The 17,221-nt window shown below is 30.3% G+C and carries 18 protein-coding genes; all 18 read left to right on the top strand.

Annotated features, from left to right (window positions below):
* The first annotated feature begins 1 nt into the window (after position 1).
* On the top strand, positions 2 to 805 hold the full coding sequence (locus L8U98_RS04700) for a cytolethal distending toxin subunit B family protein (protein ID WP_263663909.1): 804 nt from the start codon (positions 2 to 4) through the stop codon (positions 803 to 805).
* A 9-nt stretch (positions 806 to 814) separates the two neighbouring features.
* Positions 815 to 1,387: a cytolethal distending toxin subunit A gene (locus L8U98_RS04695; RefSeq protein ID WP_263663910.1), complete on the top strand. Its 573-nt coding sequence runs from the start codon at positions 815 to 817 to the stop codon at positions 1,385 to 1,387.
* A gap of 78 nt (positions 1,388 to 1,465) precedes the next feature.
* Positions 1,466 to 2,563 carry a lipid-A-disaccharide synthase gene (gene lpxB, locus L8U98_RS04690; RefSeq protein WP_263725152.1) on the top strand — a complete coding sequence of 366 codons (1,098 nt, stop codon included), beginning with the start codon at positions 1,466 to 1,468 and terminating at the stop codon, positions 2,561 to 2,563.
* Between the two features lie 9 nt (positions 2,564 to 2,572).
* Positions 2,573 to 3,058: a transcription elongation factor GreA gene (gene greA / locus L8U98_RS04685; RefSeq protein ID WP_039619215.1), complete on the top strand. Its 486-nt coding sequence runs from the start codon at positions 2,573 to 2,575 to the stop codon at positions 3,056 to 3,058.
* Positions 3,058 to 4,791, top strand: a complete 1,734-nt coding sequence (locus L8U98_RS04680; protein WP_263725151.1) for a phosphoethanolamine transferase — start codon at positions 3,058 to 3,060, stop codon at positions 4,789 to 4,791. The genes greA and L8U98_RS04680 overlap by 1 nt, the downstream gene beginning before the upstream one ends.
* A complete protein-coding gene (locus tag L8U98_RS04675; RefSeq protein ID WP_263725150.1) occupies positions 4,788 to 5,510 on the top strand; it encodes a UDP-2,3-diacylglucosamine diphosphatase in 723 nt (240 codons plus the stop codon). The genes L8U98_RS04680 and L8U98_RS04675 overlap by 4 nt, the downstream gene beginning before the upstream one ends.
* Positions 5,510 to 6,463 (top strand): chemotaxis protein, encoded by a 954-nt coding sequence (locus tag L8U98_RS04670; protein ID WP_263663913.1) that lies wholly within the window; start codon positions 5,510 to 5,512, stop codon positions 6,461 to 6,463. The genes L8U98_RS04675 and L8U98_RS04670 overlap by 1 nt, the downstream gene beginning before the upstream one ends.
* 2 nt (positions 6,464 to 6,465) lie before the next feature.
* Positions 6,466 to 8,772 carry a chemotaxis protein CheW gene (locus tag L8U98_RS04665; RefSeq protein ID WP_263663914.1) on the top strand — a complete coding sequence of 769 codons (2,307 nt, stop codon included), beginning with the start codon at positions 6,466 to 6,468 and terminating at the stop codon, positions 8,770 to 8,772.
* Between the two features lie 4 nt (positions 8,773 to 8,776).
* Positions 8,777 to 9,295 carry a chemotaxis protein CheW gene (locus L8U98_RS04660; protein WP_039668837.1) on the top strand — a complete coding sequence of 173 codons (519 nt, stop codon included), beginning with the start codon at positions 8,777 to 8,779 and terminating at the stop codon, positions 9,293 to 9,295.
* Positions 9,295 to 9,921 (top strand): phosphoserine phosphatase SerB, encoded by a 627-nt coding sequence (serB, locus tag L8U98_RS04655; RefSeq protein ID WP_263679481.1) that lies wholly within the window; start codon positions 9,295 to 9,297, stop codon positions 9,919 to 9,921. Before L8U98_RS04660 ends, serB begins: the two co-directional genes overlap by 1 nt.
* The gene (locus L8U98_RS04650; RefSeq protein ID WP_263725149.1) at positions 9,918 to 10,889 is read left to right on the top strand and encodes a transaldolase; all 972 of its coding nucleotides are present in this window, start codon (positions 9,918 to 9,920) and stop codon (positions 10,887 to 10,889) included. Before serB ends, L8U98_RS04650 begins: the two co-directional genes overlap by 4 nt.
* 46 nt (positions 10,890 to 10,935) lie before the next feature.
* Positions 10,936 to 11,472, top strand: a complete 537-nt coding sequence (locus L8U98_RS04645) for a 50S ribosomal protein L25/general stress protein Ctc (protein ID WP_133319540.1) — start codon at positions 10,936 to 10,938, stop codon at positions 11,470 to 11,472.
* 1 nt (position 11,473) lies between these two features.
* Complete coding sequence (gene pth, locus L8U98_RS04640; RefSeq protein ID WP_263677313.1) at positions 11,474 to 12,013, top strand: aminoacyl-tRNA hydrolase; 540 nt, start codon at positions 11,474 to 11,476, stop codon at positions 12,011 to 12,013.
* Between the two features lie 3 nt (positions 12,014 to 12,016).
* Entirely contained in the window at positions 12,017 to 13,078 is a 1,062-nt protein-coding gene (locus L8U98_RS04635) for an LptF/LptG family permease (protein ID WP_039642280.1), read from the top strand.
* Positions 13,079 to 13,095: 17 nt separating this feature from the next.
* A complete protein-coding gene (lysA, locus tag L8U98_RS04630; protein WP_263725148.1) occupies positions 13,096 to 14,301 on the top strand; it encodes a diaminopimelate decarboxylase in 1,206 nt (401 codons plus the stop codon).
* Position 14,302: 1 nt separating this feature from the next.
* Positions 14,303 to 15,064, top strand: a complete 762-nt coding sequence (locus L8U98_RS04625) for an HAD-IIA family hydrolase (RefSeq protein ID WP_263725147.1) — start codon at positions 14,303 to 14,305, stop codon at positions 15,062 to 15,064.
* The gene (pheA, locus tag L8U98_RS04620; protein WP_070255253.1) at positions 15,061 to 16,134 is read left to right on the top strand and encodes a prephenate dehydratase; all 1,074 of its coding nucleotides are present in this window, start codon (positions 15,061 to 15,063) and stop codon (positions 16,132 to 16,134) included. The genes L8U98_RS04625 and pheA overlap by 4 nt, the downstream gene beginning before the upstream one ends.
* Entirely contained in the window at positions 16,124 to 17,215 is a 1,092-nt protein-coding gene (gene hisC / locus L8U98_RS04615) for a histidinol-phosphate transaminase (protein ID WP_263725146.1), read from the top strand. Before pheA ends, hisC begins: the two co-directional genes overlap by 11 nt.
* The last annotated feature ends 6 nt before the right edge of the window (positions 17,216 to 17,221 follow it).

The following is a 17,221-nucleotide window of genomic DNA, read 5'->3' as shown; positions in this document are numbered from 1 at the left end:
AATGAGAAAGATAATATTTTTAATTTTTAGTTTTAATTTATTATTTGGAGCTTTAGAAAATTATAATAGCGGAACTTGGAATTTACAAGGCTCATCAGCTTCTACTGAAAGCAAATGGAATATTAGTATAAGACAGCTTGTAACGGGTGCTAATCCTATGGATATATTAGCTGTTCAAGAAGCAGGGGTTTTACCAAGCACAGCTATAATGACTCCAAGACAAGTTCAACCTGTGGGAGTTGGAATTCCTATTCATGAGTATGAGTGGAATTTGGGCTCATCAAGCCGTCCAAATTCTGTTTTTATATATTATTCAAGAGTTGATGTTGGAGCAAACCGTGTAAATATGGCTATAGTAAGTAGAGTGCAAGCTGATGAGGTTTTTGTTTTACCACCTCCAACCGTTGCTTCAAGACCTATTATAGGAATTCGCATAGGAAATGATGCGTTTTTTAGCATACATGCTTTAGCAAGTGGAGGTAATGATGGTGGAGCTATTGTGAGTGCTGTGGATAGTTTTTTTAGAAATAGACCAGAGATTAATTGGATGATTTTGGGTGATTTTAATAGAGAAGCAGGATCTTTGGTTTCTTTACTTGATCCAGATTTAAGAGCACGTACACGAGTGATCCCTCCAAATACTAATACTCAAACTAGCGGAAGGATTATTGACTATGCTATCACAGGAAATTCCAATACAGCTTCTTTGTATAATCCACCGCCAATCATTGCTCTTTTAGCTGTAGCAGGACTTAGGACTTTTTTAGCTTCTGATCATTTTCCTGTGAATTTTAGAAGACCTTAGGAGTAAATGATGAAAAAAATTTGTATTTTATTTTTTATGGTTTTGAGTTTTTTAAGAGCTGAGGTTAGTTTAGATGAATTAGAAGATTTTACACCTATGTTTGCCATAAGATCTTTAGAAACAGGAATTTCACTAAGTCCTTTTAGGTATAGCTCTGAAATACTAGAAGAGCAAAATTGGTTTTTAAAAGAAATAATACTTAGCGATGAGTTAAAAGAAAAGGACAGGTATGCTGTGCAACGCCCTTTTGGTTATGTGCAGTTTATAAATCCTAGAGGTGCTGATGTGTGTTTGGCTGTTTTAGATGAAAAAACTTTTGGAACAAAATCTTGTAAGCAAGATTTACAAGATGGACAAATGCAAACGGTTTTTTCTATCATGCCTACTACAAGTTCTGCTGTGCAAATTAGATCTTTAACGCATGGTGGGGTAAAATGTATGAGTACTTTTTATGAAGCACGCGTGCCTATAGAAAATCGCTTTGGTTTAGATGATTGTACCGTAAATCCTTCTGTACCTATAGAATTAAAAGAATTATTTTTCTTTGCCCCTGCTATCGTTGAAGCAACTCCGCTTTATTAAACTAAACCCGCTTTGCGGGTTTAAACTCTAAGTTAAAATTTGTTAAAATGTCTTTTAAAATTGATATAAGGTAGGTTAATGAAAACCTTTTTAGTTTGTGCCTTAGAGCCTTCAGCAAATTTGCATTTAAAAGAAGTTTTAAAAGTTTATAAAAATGAGTATAAAGAATTTGATTTAGTAGGAATTTATGATGAGAGTTTATGTAAAGAATTTAGTCTAAATTCCAAGCCACTTTATAGCTCACATGAGTTTAGCGCTATGGGTTTTATAGAGGTTTTGCCACTCATTTTAAAAGCCAAAAAAGCTATAAAAGAGCTAGTAAATTTAAGTCTTACTCAAAAAATTGATGCGATTTTATGTATAGATTCACCTGCTTTTAACATACCTTTTGCAAAGGCTTTAAAAAAAGCAAATTCCAAAGCAAAAAGAATTTATTATATCTTGCCTCAAGTTTGGGCGTGGAAAAAAGGTCGCATACCCATCATAGAAAGTCATTTTGATGTGCTAGCTTCTATTTTACCTTTTGATAGTGAGTTTTTTAGCAAAAGCACTTATGTGGGTCATCCACTTTTAGATGAGATAAAAGAATTTAAAAATCAAGAAGATATAAATTCTATACTTTCAAAAAATGATGATGAGAAAGCAATCGCTTTCTTGCCAGGCTCAAGAAAAAGTGAAATAAAGCGTTTAATGCCTATTTTTAGAGAATTAAGCACTAAATTTAAAGGTAAAAAAATCCTTTGTGTGCCCGAGTTTAATCTAAAAAGATTAGATCTTTATGGAGATGTGAGTAATTTTGAAATTCAAAGCAATACCCCAAAAGTGCTAAAAAATGCTGATTTTGCTTTTATTTGTAGTGGCACAGCTACACTTGAAGCAGCTTTGGTCGGCATGCCTTTTGTGCTTGCTTATAAAGCTAAAGCTATTGATGTATTTATCGCAAGATGTTTTGTAAAACTTAAACACATAGGCCTTGCAAATATTTTTTTAGATTTTGCAGGAAAAAGCGAGCTTAATCCTGAATTTTTACAAGAGCAAGTGAATGTGGAAAATTTATATCAAGCTTATCTTAAATACGATTATAAGGCATTTTTTGATAAAGTAGATTTTTTAAAAGAATATTTGCAATTTGCAAGTGCAAAAAATTTAGCTAAAATACTTTATGAAATCAAATAAGGATAAATCATGCAAAAAGAACCTATGAGTAAATACGGCTATGAGAAATTAGAAAAAGAATTAGAACATTTAAAGAAAGTTGAACGCCCAAAAGTAGTAGAAGAAATAGACATAGCAAGAAGTCATGGAGATTTAAAAGAAAATGCAGAATATCACGCAGCTAGAGAAAAACAAGCTTTTATAGAAGGAAAGATAGCTGAACTCGGGGATTTGATCTCAAGAGCGCAAATCATCGATCCATCTTCTTACGAGCATGATAGTGTGAAATTTGGCTCAACTGTTGTTGTAGAGGATTTAGAAAGTGAAAAACAAAGCACTTATACTTTGGTAGGGGTAAATGAGGGAAATTTAGAAAAAGGCTATATTTCCATTAGTTCGCCTATTGCTAAAGCAATGCTTGGTAAAAAAGAAGGCGATGATTTTAAAGTGCGTTTGCCAAAAGGCGAGAGTGAATTTGAAATCATTTCTATAGAATACAAAGCTTTGGAATTTTAATGCAAAAAGAAAGATACTTTGATTTTATTATTAAATATTTTCCATATATATCTTTAATTTTTGTTTTAGATGTAAGTATTTCATTGTGGTGGAGTTATTTAACCTTTGAAAGGGAAATTTATGAATGGATATTGTTTAAAGCTGTAAAAAATGTATTTATAGTGTTTATACTAGAAATTTTTATCATTCATATATTTTTTCTTTTTTTTAAAGAAAGAGCTAGGTATATTGTATATTTTTTAGCAGTTTATGCTGTCATTGCTTTTATATTGCAAACCTATTTGCTGGTAAATTATTCTGCTAAATTTAACCCTATGTTTATAGATTTTTTCTTGCAAACAAATTTAGGCGAAATTTACGAATTTTTTGAATTTTATATTGATATCAAATTGATCAGTATTTTTATATTGTTTTTGCTTTTTATTTTTTTATGGATTTATTTTTTTAGTAAAATACAAAAATATTTATATTTACCAAATAAAAAAATACTAATATCTTTTTGCGCTATTTATATTTTTGTTATTGTAGGATTATTATTAGACTGTGCTAATCGTTATTTTATTAAAAAACAGGGAATAAATTCTTTAGATAAAATTAATTTTACCTTTTTTTTTGATTTGCCTTTGCAAATTAGAGGTTATTATGGCGATACTGGATTGTGGGCAAATTATGTTTTTTATTTGAATAATTATCAAAATGTTGCTAATTCTTATAAAGAGAAGATAAATATTGAAAAAAGAATCCCTTATGTGGTTTTTATTGTAGGTGAAAGTACTCAAAGAAACTATATGAGTTTATATGGTTATGATTTAAAAACTACTCCAAATTTAGATATTTTAGAAAAAAATGGAAACTTGATTAAATTTAGCGACACGATATCGCCTTTTGCAAGCACTCAAGCTTCATTAAGAAGGATTATGAATTTTTCAAATATAGAAAATGAGGAAAATTGGTATGATAGACTAAATATTATTGATTTATTTGAGTTGGCAGGATATAACACTGCTTTTATATCAAACCATGAACCGATGAGTGGTCATACGAGTATTACTACTGCTGTAGCAAATCGTGCCAAAGAAACTATTTTTTTAAATAAATTTGCAACAGATGATAAAATTTTTACCAAAGCATTTGATACTGAAATGTTGCCACTTATTAAAGATAGAATTAATGAAAAGAATTTTTTTGTCTTACAATTGATGGGAACTCACTTTAGATATGACAGAAGATACGAGAAACAGTTTGCTAAATTTACAAGTAAAGATATAAAAAGAAATTTAGATGAGAAATTTAAAGTAAATATTGCTAACTATGCAAATGCGGTGCTCTATAATGATTATTTTGTCAACGAAGTATTTAGTTTTTTCAAAGATAAAGAGGCGATTATTGTTTATATTAGTGATCATGGAGAAAGTGTCTATGAATATAGAGATAGAGCGGAACATTTTGTAACCTCAAGATTCACTGCTGAAATTCCATTCTTTTTTATAGTTAGTGATAAATTCAAACAAAACAATCCTGAATTAGTAGATAGGATAATAAAAGCTAAAAATAGACCATTTATGATAGACGATTTGATTCATACGATGACAACCATTGGTGGCATTAAAGTCGAGGATTATGATCCCGCTAGAGATGTGTTAAGTGATGAATTTAATTCTAATAGGATTAGAATTTTTAATGGCGAAGTAGATTATGATAAAGTGTTAAAATACGAGAAAGCAAGATATTGATTTGTATAAAAGAAAATGCTATTTTCATTGCTGATGCGCATGAAAATGAAAATAGGCGTGGTTTTTGGGATTTTTTGCAAGCTTTAAAAAATAAAAAAATTCAAACTCCACAGCTTTTTTTAATGGGTGATATTTTTGATCTTTTAATTTATGAGGTAAAAGCCACGCATGATTTTGCAAAAGCTTATATAGACTTACTTGAAGAACTTGCTAATGAGATTGAAATCATTTATTTAGAAGGTAATCACGATTTTAATTTGGCTAAATTTTTTAAAAAAGTGAAGGTTTTTAGTATAAAACAACAGCCTTTGCTTTGCGAATTTCAAGATAAAACCTTAGTAAAATTAGCCCATGGGGATATTTTTTTAAAACCTTTTTTGCAATTTTGCTTAAAAAGTTTGAGAAATCATTATTTACTACTTTTTTTAAATTTTTTAAATGTTACTAGTAAAGAAAAAATTACTCAAAAAATTTTAACAAATCAAAATAAAAAACAACTTATTAGAAAAATTCCTCAATTTGCTACTTTAGTAAAAGAGCGTATAAAACACTACAATGTAAAATTTATAATAGAAGGACATTATCATCAAGATGTATTTTTAGAATTTGAGGATACAAAATATTTAAATTTACCTACTTTTGCATACAAGGAAAGTTTTTTTGTAGTAAAATATGAACCAGAAATCAGATTTCACAAAATAGAACTTAAGGAGGCATAATGTTTGATGAGAATGTCGTTAAAACAGGTTCAAATGAAATGGAGCTTGTTGATTTTCGCATCTTTAAGCAAGGCCAAGATAAAGTCTATGAGGGAATTTATGGTGTAAATGTTTCTAAGGTTAGAGAAATCATAAAAATTCCTTTTTTGACTGAAATTCCAGGGGTGCCTGAGTATGTTGAAGGTATTTTTGATCTTCGTGGTGTGGTAATTCCTGTGATTAATCTAGCTAAATGGATGCAAATTCAAGAGCCAGAAATGACAAATATAAAACCTAGAGTTATCATTACTGAATTTAGTAATGTATTAATCGGTTTTATCGTACATGAGGCAAAAAGAATTCGTAGAATTAATTGGAAAAATATCGAGCCAGCTAATTTTGCTACAAGTGCAGGTAGTTTGGATAAAAGTAAAATAACAGGTGTAACTAGAATCGAGGGTGATGAGGTTTTACTTATCCTAGATTTAGAAAGTATAGTGCAAGAGCTTGGAATTTATACTCCACAAACTGATATTGAAGATGATAAGATTCAAAAAATTGAAGGTATAGCTTTAGCACTTGATGATAGTTCTACTGCAAGAAAACTTGTTAAAGATTTACTTAATAAAATCGGCTTAAAAGTTGTAGAAGCAAAAGATGGGGTTGAAGGTTTACAAAAACTTCAAGAACTATATGGGGCATATGGTGATGATTTAAATAAACATCTAAAAATCATCGTAAGTGATGTTGAAATGCCTCAAATGGATGGTTTCCACTTTGCAGCTAAAGTAAGAGAAGATGAGAGATTTAAAAATATTCCTATCGTGTTTAACTCTTCTTTATCAAATGAGTTTATGAGTGATAAAGGTGTTAAAGAAGCAGGTGGTGAGGGGTATTTGGTTAAATTTAACGCAAGTGATTTCTTTGCTGAAATTTCTCGTGTTATTAAAAAACATGAAAAAGGTGAGGAGTAAAAATGGAAGATATTCAAGAAATACTTGAGGATTTTTTAGTTGAAGCCTTTGAACTAGTTGAGCAAATTGACCATGATTTGGTTGAATTAGAAGCAAATCCTGAAGACTTAGAACTATTAAATAGAATTTTCCGTGTTGCACATACTGTTAAAGGTTCGTCAAGCTTTTTAAATTTTGATGTTTTAACAAAACTTACTCATCACATGGAAGATGTTTTAAATAAAGCAAGACACAATGAGCTTAAAATTACTCCTGAAGTAATGGATGTGGTTTTAGAGTCTATTGATATGATGAAAACTTTATTAAATTCTATTAGAGATAATGGAAATGATACAGCGATAGGACTTGATATAGCTCCAATTTGTACAAGATTAACCGCTATTTCAGAGGGTGAAAGTTTAGAGTCTGTTGCACCGGCTAAAACTGAAGAGCCAAAAGAAGAAGTAAAAGAAGAGCCAAAGGCTGAAGAACCTGAAGTTGATGTAAATAAACTCAGTGATGATGAGGTTGAGGCTGAAATTGAAAGACTTTTAAAAGTAAGAAAAGCTGAAGACCAAGCAAGACGTGCTGAAAAGAAAAAAACACAAGAAGCTAATCCAGCTCCAAGTAAACCAGCCGCTCAAGCACAAAATGCAACTGCTGAGAAAAAAGTTCCTGCAGCAGGTGGTGGAAGCAGTGGTGCAAATATGGATCAAACCATCAGGGTTGAAGTAAAAAGACTTGATCATTTGATGAACTTAATTGGTGAGCTTGTTCTTGGTAAAAACCGCTTATTAAAAATTTATGATGATGTTGAAGAAAGATATGATGGGGAAAAATTCTTAGAAGAATTAAACCAAGTAGTATCGCAACTTAGCATTGTTACTACAGATATTCAATTAGCAGTTATGAAAACAAGAATGCAACCTATTGCAAAAGTTTTCAACAAATTCCCAAGAGTTGTACGTGATTTGGGTCGTGAACTTGGCAAGCAAATGGAGCTTGAAATTTCAGGGGAAGAAACTGAACTTGATAAGTCTATTGTGGAAGAAATTGGTGATCCTATTATGCATATGATTAGAAACTCGTGTGATCATGGTATAGAAGATCCAGCAACACGTGTGGCTAATGGTAAACCAGAAAAAGGAACCGTTAATCTTAAAGCATACAATGAAGGAAACCACATTGTAGTGGAAATTGCTGATGATGGTAAAGGACTTGATGCGGATGCTTTAAAATCAAAAGCTATAGAGAAAAACTTAATCACAGAGCGCGAAGCTGATCAAATGAGCGATAAAGAAGCGTTTGCATTGATTTTCAAACCAGGTTTTTCAACTGCTGCTAAAATTACTAATGTTTCAGGTCGTGGCGTTGGAATGGACGTTGTTAAAACTAATATTGAAAAACTAAATGGTGTGATTGAGATTGACAGTGAACTTGGTAAAGGCACTGTGATGAAGCTTAAAATCCCACTTACTTTAGCAATTATTCAATCATTGCTTGTAGGTACACAAGAAGAGTTTTATGCTATTCCTCTTGCAAGTGTTCTTGAGACAGTTAGGGTGCCAATTGATGATATTTATACCATTGAAGGTAAAAACGTACTTCGCTTAAGAGATGAGGTTTTATCTTTAGTAAGACTTTCAGATGTATTTGGTGTAAAACAAGTGCTTGAAAATACTGATCAAACTTATGTAGTTGTTATAGGTGTAGCAGAAAGTAAGCTTGGTATTATAGTAGATACTTTAGTAGGTCAAGAAGAAATCGTTATTAAGTCTATGGGTGAATATTTACAAAACATCCAAGGTATAGCAGGAGCGACGATTCGTGGTGATGGTAGAGTTACTTTGATTATTGATGTTGCTGCTATGATGGATATAGCTAAAGAGATCAAAGTAGATATTAAAGCACAAATTGAAGCGCAAGCTAAAAAAGTTGTGAAAGAAAAACCAAGTGATTATACAGTACTTATAGTGGATGATTCTAAGATGGATAGAAATATCATGCAAAAATCACTAGAACCACTAGGTGTGAGTATTATAGAAGCAACTAACGGTGTTGAGGCATTAAATACAATTAAATCAGGTGAGCATGATATTGATGCAGTGCTGATTGATATTGAAATGCCAAGAATGGATGGTTATACCCTAGCAGGTGAAATTAGAAAATATTCTAAATACAAAAACCTTCCACTTGTTGCGGTAACTTCAAGAACTAGTAAATCAGACCGTCTAAGAGGTGTGGAAGTAGGAATGACTGAGTATATTACTAAGCCTTACTCTCCAGAGTACTTAGAAAATGTAGTTAGAAAAAATTTAAAACTAGGATAAGAAGATGAATGATAAATTAAGCCAGGTTTTGCAAAAACAACAAGCGCAAATTGCAGAACCAGATGTGGATAAAGAAGAGGATATTATTCAGCTTGTTGGTTTTGTAGTAGGAGATGAGGAATATGCTATTCCTATTCTTAATATTCAAGAAATTATTAAACCTATAGAATATACTAGGGTTCCAAGTGTACCTGATTATGTTTTAGGTGTGTTTAATATGAGGGGTAATGTTATGCCTTTGATAGATCTTGCAAAAAGATTTAATCAAGGTAGTTCTAAAATGACACCTCAAACTAGATATATTGTTTTAAAAGGCGTAGCAAATGGAAATCAAACTCCTGCAGGTAATGCGGGTTTTGTGATAGATAGATTAACAGAGGCTATCAAAATTCACAGAAGCAGAATTGATCCGCCACCTGAAACTTTACTAAAAGAAAAAGGTATGATTTTTGGTATAGGTAAAAGAGAGGAAAATATTTTAACTATATTAAAAGCCGAAGCTTTATTAAAGCGTGAATTTTAATGATAAAGCTTTGTGCCTTTGACTTTGACTCTACGCTAATGGATGGAGAAACCATCGACATTTTAGCACAAGAGTATAATGTCGGTGATGCTGTTAAAAGTATCACCGATAAAGCAATGAATGGTGAGCTTGATTTTTTTGAAAGCTTAAGTGCTAGAGTAGCCTTGCTTGAGGGAATGCCAGTTGATCAAGTAAGAAAGTGCTGTGAAAATTTACCTTTGATGAATGGCGCTAAAGAATTATGCGAGTATTTAAAAAATAAAAATATAAAAATTATTGTTTTTAGTGGTGGATTTCATGAGGGAATTGACTTAATACAAAATAAACTTCATTTTGATTTTGGTTTTGCTAACTTTTTGCATAGTAAAAATGGTGTTTTAACGGGAAAAGTTGGTGGAGAAATTATGTTTAACAACTCAAAAGGTATTATACTACAAAGACTTAAGAAATTTTTAAATTTAAAAACAGAAGAAATTATGTGTGTGGGCGATGGAGCTAATGATATTTCTATGTTTAAAGAATGTGGATTAAAAATAGCTTTTTGTGCCAAAGAAATTTTAAGATCTCATGCAGATATTTGTATAGATAAAAAAGATTTAAAAGAAATAATAAAGGTAATACAATGAAAAAATTTTCACTATGGTGTGATTTTATAGAAAATGAATTTTTAGATCATGAATTTTTGGATTTAATATACTCAAGAACAATCAATGGTGCTACTTCAAATCCTGCTATTTTTAAAAATGCGATTTTAAACTCAGCTATTTATAAAGAAAAAATCAAAAAATCAAATCTCAAAGATAAAAAAGCCTTATATGAGTATCTTGCGGTAGAAGATATTGCTAAGGCTGCAGATAAATTAGCTATTAATTATTATGAAAATAATGATGGTTTTATTAGTATTGAAATTGACCCGAGATTAAAAGATAATACTAGCTTATCTTTGGCTGAGGCAAAAAGATTATACACGCAAATTGCAAAAGAAAATGTGATGATGAAAATTCCTGCCACAGAAGCTTCTTATGAAGTAATGCAAGAATTAATGAAAAATGGTATTAGTGTAAATGCTACTTTGATTTTTGATTTTGAGCAAACTAAAAAATGCTTTGAAGCTTTAAATTTAGGTTTAAAAGAATTTAGAAAAAATAATACCGCAGCCAAAAAAGAGCCTCAAGCGGTTATTAGTATTTTTGTAAGCCGTTTTGATAGATTATTAAATAATCAAGTTTTAGATAAAAATTATATAGGAATTCTTACTGCAACAAAGGCTTATAATTATATCATTAAACAAAATGAAGCAAATATTAGAGCCTTGTTTGCAAGCACGGGTGTTAAGGGTGATGATTTAGAAAAAGATTATTATATTAAAGAATTACTCTATGATAAAGCTATTAATACTGCACCACTAGATGCTATTAAGGCTTTTAAAGGTAAGCAAATCGTATTTAAAGAGCCTTTGAAAGATGAGTGTATAGAGAAAAAACTGAATGCAAATATTTCAAAAGATGCTTTAAGTAAAGCTTGTAAAGATTTGCTTGATGATGGTTTGGAGCAATTTTGCATAGCTTATGAAGATATTTTAAAATCTTTATAAACTTATTTAGCTATAATTAGCGTTTATTTTTTTAGAAAGGAAACAGATGTTAGAAGGTATCGTTAGAGAGAGTATCGGTAGAAAAGCTGCTAAAGCTTTAAAAAGAGATGGTTATCTAATCGCAAACATCTACGGAAAAGGATTAGAAAACATCAATGCTGCTTTTAAAGTAAATGAATTTATTAAAGAAGTACGCAAAAAAACTACTTTAGCTTTTGATGTAAAAGTAGCAGACAAAGTATTAAATGTTGTGGTAGTTGATTATCAAAAAGATCCTGTAACTGCAGAATTAAAACACGTAGATTTAAAAGTAGCGCAAAAAGGTGTTATTTCTAAATATATGGTTCCTGTAAAGATCGTAGGAACAGCTATGGGTCTTAAAAATAAAGGTGTTTTAATCCAATCAAAAAGAAGATTGAAAGTAAAATGTGCAGCTGAAAACTTACCAAATTATTTTGAATTAGATGTAACTAAACTTGATGTTGGTGATGCACTTTTAATCCGCGATGTGGTTGTACCTGAGGGTGTAACTATGGTTGATGCTGATAGAGTAGCTGTAGTTGGCGTAGAAAAAGCAAGATAAAATGACCTTAGTCGTAGGACTTGGTAATATAGGAGAACAATACGCCCAAACCCGTCATAATGTAGGGTTTATGCTAATTGACTTAATTTTGAAAGATTTGCAAACAACAAAGCTTTCAAATGCTAAATTTAAAGGAGAGCTTTTTAAAAGCTCTTCTACTCTTTTTTTAAAACCTTCCACTTATATGAATTTATCCGGAGAAAGCGTAAAAGCTGTTAGTGAATACTATAAATGTGATAGAATTATTGTAATCCATGATGATATAGATTTAAATTTAGGTGCATTGAAATTTAAAATAGGTGGATCAAGTGGTGGACATAATGGACTTAAAAGTATAGATAATCTTTGTGGTAATGCTTATGAGAGAGTACGTATAGGAGTAGGAAAAGGACAAGATGTAATTTCTCATGTTTTGGGGAAATTTAAACAAGAAGAGCAAGAAAGCTTAACTAAGGTTTTAGAACATAGTAAAAAAGCCTTATTTGAGCTTTTAAATTCTGATATAGAAAAAATCGCTTCAAAATATTCTTTAAAAAGTTAAACGATGAGTATATTTTTTCGCTATATTTCATCTTTGTATTTAAAATCATTTTTTATTTTATTTTTTTCTTTGACTTTTTTCTTTGTAGCGATTGATTTTTTGCTCAATTTCAATAGACTACCAAAAAGTGCAAATTTAGAGCTTTTATATATATTTTTCTTAACATGCTCAGCAGCTTCTTATATACTACCTTTAGCTATAGTCCTTGCTTTGGTTTTATGTATTTTTAATATGATACGCTCGAATGAATTTGTTAGCTTATATGCTTTGGGTTTAAGTAAAAATCAAGTGATTTTTTATCCTTTTTTATGGGCTATGTTTTTTTGTTGTGTTTATGTAGGACTTAATTTTAGCTCCTTTGCTTATGCAGATGAATATAAAAGTAATATTCTTAAGCGTGGCGTTGTAGATAGAGAGGGTGGGGAAGTTTTGATTAAATATAATGATAAATTCATTTATATACAAAAAACAAGTTCTCAAACCCTATATAATGTAAAAATCTTTGATGTAAAAAATTTAGACATTCAAAGCATAATCCATGCAAAAACTGCTAAATTTAATGGAGATTCTTGGGATTTAAATGATGCTAAAGCTACTAATGTACCGCAAAATTTGATTGTTTCAAAAGAGGGTTTAAGTATAGAAGAATTTAAAAATATTAAAGGTTTAGAAGATTTTTCTCCAAAAATTTTAGAAAGAATTTCTTTAGTAGAGAGTAATCCTTCTTATTCTATTTTAGACGCACTAGAAAGTATGGTGATTTTTGCAAAACAAAATATTTCTACTAATACACTTAGAACAAGTTTATATTCTTTAATTCTTACACCATTTTTTGCACCATTTTTGATGCTTATTGTGTATTATTATTTTCCTTTAACTGCAAGATTTTTTAATCTTGCACTTTTAGCTTTTGTGTTTTTTGTGTGCATACTTTTAGTTTGGGGTTTATTGTTTTTATTAACAAGATTGAGTGAAAATGAAATTTTACTTCCAGAGCTTGGTATAATGCTGCCAGTATTTATTTTAATGAGTATAGGAAGTTTTTATTATTTTAAACACAAATAACTACAAGTGAGGTTTTTATGGATTATTTAAAACTAGCAAAAGAATATAACACACCATTTTATATTTATGATTTTGATAAAATCAAAGAACGTTTTACAATGTTAAAAGATGCATTTAAAGCAAGAAAATCACAAATTTTTTATGCAGTTAAAGCAAATTCTAATTTAAGTGTTTTAAAACTTTTAGCTTCTTTAGATAGTGGGTTTGATTGTGTTAGCGCAGGCGAGATTTATAGAGCTTTAAAAGCAGGAGCTAAAAATTATAAAATTATTTTTAGTGGGGTAGGTAAAAGTGCTGATGAGTTAAAATATGCTTTAGAACAAAACATACTTTATGTAAATTTAGAAAGCTATGAAGAAATGCTTCTTTTGGAACAAATTGCTAAAGAAAATCAAAAGACAGCCCGTATAAGCATAAGAGTAAATCCAAATGTAGATGCTAAAACACATCCTTACATTTCTACAGGTTTGCATGAAAATAAATTTGGCGTAGATATAGAAAGTGCTAAAAAAATGTATCTTTATGCTAAAAACTCACAATTTTTAGAGCCAGTTGGAGTGCATTTTCACATAGGCTCGCAAATTCTTGATATAAGCAGTATTCATGAAGCTTCTGCGATTGTTGCAAAATTAGTAAAAGAACTTTTGGCTTTAAAAATTAATATTAAATTCTTTGATATAGGTGGGGGTTTAGGAGTTTGTTATAAAGATGAACAAGAACCAAATTTATATGATTATGCTCAAGGAATTTTAGCAAGTTTACAAGGTCTTGATGTGTGTATAGGTATGGAACCTGGTAGATTTCTAGTGGCAAATGCAGGTGAATTTGTTACTAAAGTATTATATGAAAAATTTAATGATAAAAAGCGTTTTGTGATTGTTGATGGGGCGATGAATGATTTATTGCGTCCAAGTTTATATAGTGCTTATCATGAAATTAAGCTTTTGAGCGAAAATAAAGAAGAAAGCCTTTGTGATATTGTTGGTGGGATTTGTGAGAGTGGAGATTTTTTAGCTAAAGATAGAAAATTAGCTAAAACAAAAGCAGGAGATTTGATCATAGTTAAAAGTGCAGGTGCATATGGTTTTAGTATGAGTAGTAATTATAATACTCGCAATAGAGTATGCGAGCTAGCTTGTGAAAATGGCACGGTAAGAATGATTAGAAAAAGAGAAAGTTATGAGGATCAAATTGCTTTAGAGCTTGATTTTTTAAAGGATTGAAATGTTATTTTTAGATGTACAAGGGACTTTGATTTCAGATCATGATAAAAGTCCTATAGATGGTGCTTTAGAACTCATTAAATCTTTAAATAAAGAAAAAATTCCTTATGTGATTATTACCAATAATACCAAAAAATTAGATTTTTTAAATTATTTGCAAAATTTGGGTTTTGAAATTAATGAAAAAGTTTATATTGATCCTTTTTGTGTTTTAAAAGATCATTTAAAGCCTTGTAAAATAGCAGCTTTTGGAGCAAAAGAATTTTTAGATTCACTTCAAGAGTTAGGCTATGAGCTTGATTATAAAAACCCAAAAGCATTTTTACTAGCAAGTTATGATGATTTTAAATTTCAAGATTTTGCTAGTATGATAGAGTATCTTAAAAATGGTGTGCAAGCTATAGCAATGCATGAAAGTAGTATTTATAAGAAAAACTCAAGGCTTTATCCAGGTGTTGGAAGTATTATGTCTATGCTTAAAAATGCATGCGAGTTTGATTATAAAGTGATAGGAAAACCTAGTAAGGCTTTTTATGAAAGTGCTTTAAATTTATTAAAACAACAAGATCGTAATGTAAGTTTTGAAAAGACTTTAATCATTAGTGATGATTTTAAAGGCGATTTGCTTGGTGCTTATGAGCTTGGCATGCAAACAGCCTTAGTTTTAAGCGGTAAAATTTCTAACACTCAAGGTCTTGATACAACTAAACTTAATTTTGTATATGATAGTATTAAGGATTACTACATATCGAGGTTTAAATGAAAGAGATAGAAAAATTACGCAATAAAATCGATACTATCGATGATAAAATTTTGGCTTTACTTAATGAAAGAATGCTTCATGTTAAAGATATAGGAGTTATTAAGCAAAATTTAGGTGGGAGTATTTATAGACCTGAGCGTGAAAGAGCTATTATAAATAGACTTAAAAATTATAATCATGGTTTATTAGATCAAAATGCAATCGAAGCAATTTATCAAGAAATTTTTGCTGTATCAAGAAATTTAGAAATGCCTCAAAGCATAGCTTATTTAGGACCTGAGGGAAGCTATACGCATCAAGTAGCAAGAACGCGTTTTGGTGCTATGAGTCGTTATACTCCACTTGCAAATATAGAAGATGTTTTTAAAGAATTAGCTCACAAAGAAGCAAAATATGGAGTAGTGCCTATAGAAAATAATACAGCAGGTGCAGTGGGTGTGACGCTTGATTGTCTTGGAAAATATGAAGATGTAAAGATTTTTGCTGAAATTTATATGGACATTCATCATTCTTTTGTAAGTATGAGTGAAAATTTAAAAGATATTAAACGCATATATTCTCATCCACAAGGTTATAATCAATGTAGAAATTTTTTAGAAAGTCATGATTTAAGCGAAGTGGAATTTGTAGCAAGCAAATCCACAGCTCATGCAGCTTATTTAGCTTCGCAAGATGTTACTTCAGCTGCGATTTGCTCTAAAATTGCAGCAAAACTTTATAATGTGCCTATATTATTTGAAACGATTGAGGATAATTTGGCAAATCGCACTAGGTTTTTGATTTTAAGTGATATAAAAATACCTCAAATGCCTCATTGTAAAACTTCTATTTTAGCACTTGCTGCACATAAACCAGGTGGGCTTAGTGATTTATTATATGAGTTTAAAAAAGAGGGGATAAATTTAACAAAACTTGAATCACGCCCTATAAAAACAAGAGAATTTGTACATAGTTTTTATATAGATTTTGAAGGACATATTGATGATGAAAATGTCCAAAGAGTATTAAAAAAAGCTGAGCATATAAAATGGCTTGGATCGTATTTATCAGGAGAAAGTAATGAAATTTAATCCTTTTTTAGAAGCTATTAAAACTTATGAAAGTGGCAAGGATATGGATTTAATTGCTAAAGAATATGGTTTAAAAGAAGTTATTAAACTAGCGAGTAATGAAAATCCTTATGGTACAAGCAAAAAAGCTAAAGAAGCCATTATAAATAATGCACATTTAGCTCATTTATATCCTGATGATACTATGAGTGAATTAAAACAAGCTTTAGCACAAAAATATGATATTTTAAAAGAAAATCTCATCATAGGTAGTGGGAGTGATCAAATCATAGAATATATAGTGCATGCAAAACTTGATCATTCTAAGGCTTATTTGCAATGCGGGGTTAGCTTTGCTATGTATGAAATTTATGCAAAACAACTAGGAGTTAAGGTTTATAAAACCCCAAACTTAACCCATGATTTAAATGAGTTGTATGAGTTATATCAAAAGCATAAAAATGAAATCAAAGTAATCTTTTTATGCTTGCCTAATAATCCTTTAGGTGAGTGTTTAGACGCAAGTGAGGTTTTTGAGTTTTTAGAAAAAATTGATGAGGATTGTTTGGTAGCCATTGATGGAGCTTATAATGAATTTGCTTCATTTAAAGATAGCAAAAAACATATCAATCCTAAGGAATTAATCCATAAATTTCAAAATACAGTATATCTAGGAACCTTTTCTAAGCTTTATGGTTTGGGTGGCATGAGAGTAGGTTATGGTATAGCTTGCAAGGAAATTATCAATGCGTTTTATAAATTAAGAGCACCTTTTAATGTGACTAATTTGAGTTTAAAAGCTGCTGTTGCCGTGTTAGATGATGATGAGTTTGTGCAAAAAACTTTGGAAAATAATTTTTCACAAATGAAACTTTATGAAGATTTTGCTAAAAATTATAAAATTCGATACATTCCAAGCTATACAAATTTTATTACTTATTTTTTTGATGAAAAAAATAGCACAGATTTATCTAAAAAACTGCTTAAAAACGGTATAATAATAAGAAATTTACAAAGTTATGGTTTAAATGCTGTGCGTATAAGTATAGGTACAGAGTATGAAAATTCAAGGTTTTTTGAAGAGTTTTCTAAAAATTTTTAGTTTGTA

Source organism: Campylobacter sp. RKI_CA19_01128 (assembly GCF_025771175.1).
Lineage (GTDB): Bacteria > Campylobacterota > Campylobacteria > Campylobacterales > Campylobacteraceae > Campylobacter_D.
The sequence above is the reverse complement of the archived record's forward strand: the minus strand, read 5'-3'. Positions and strand labels throughout refer to the sequence as shown.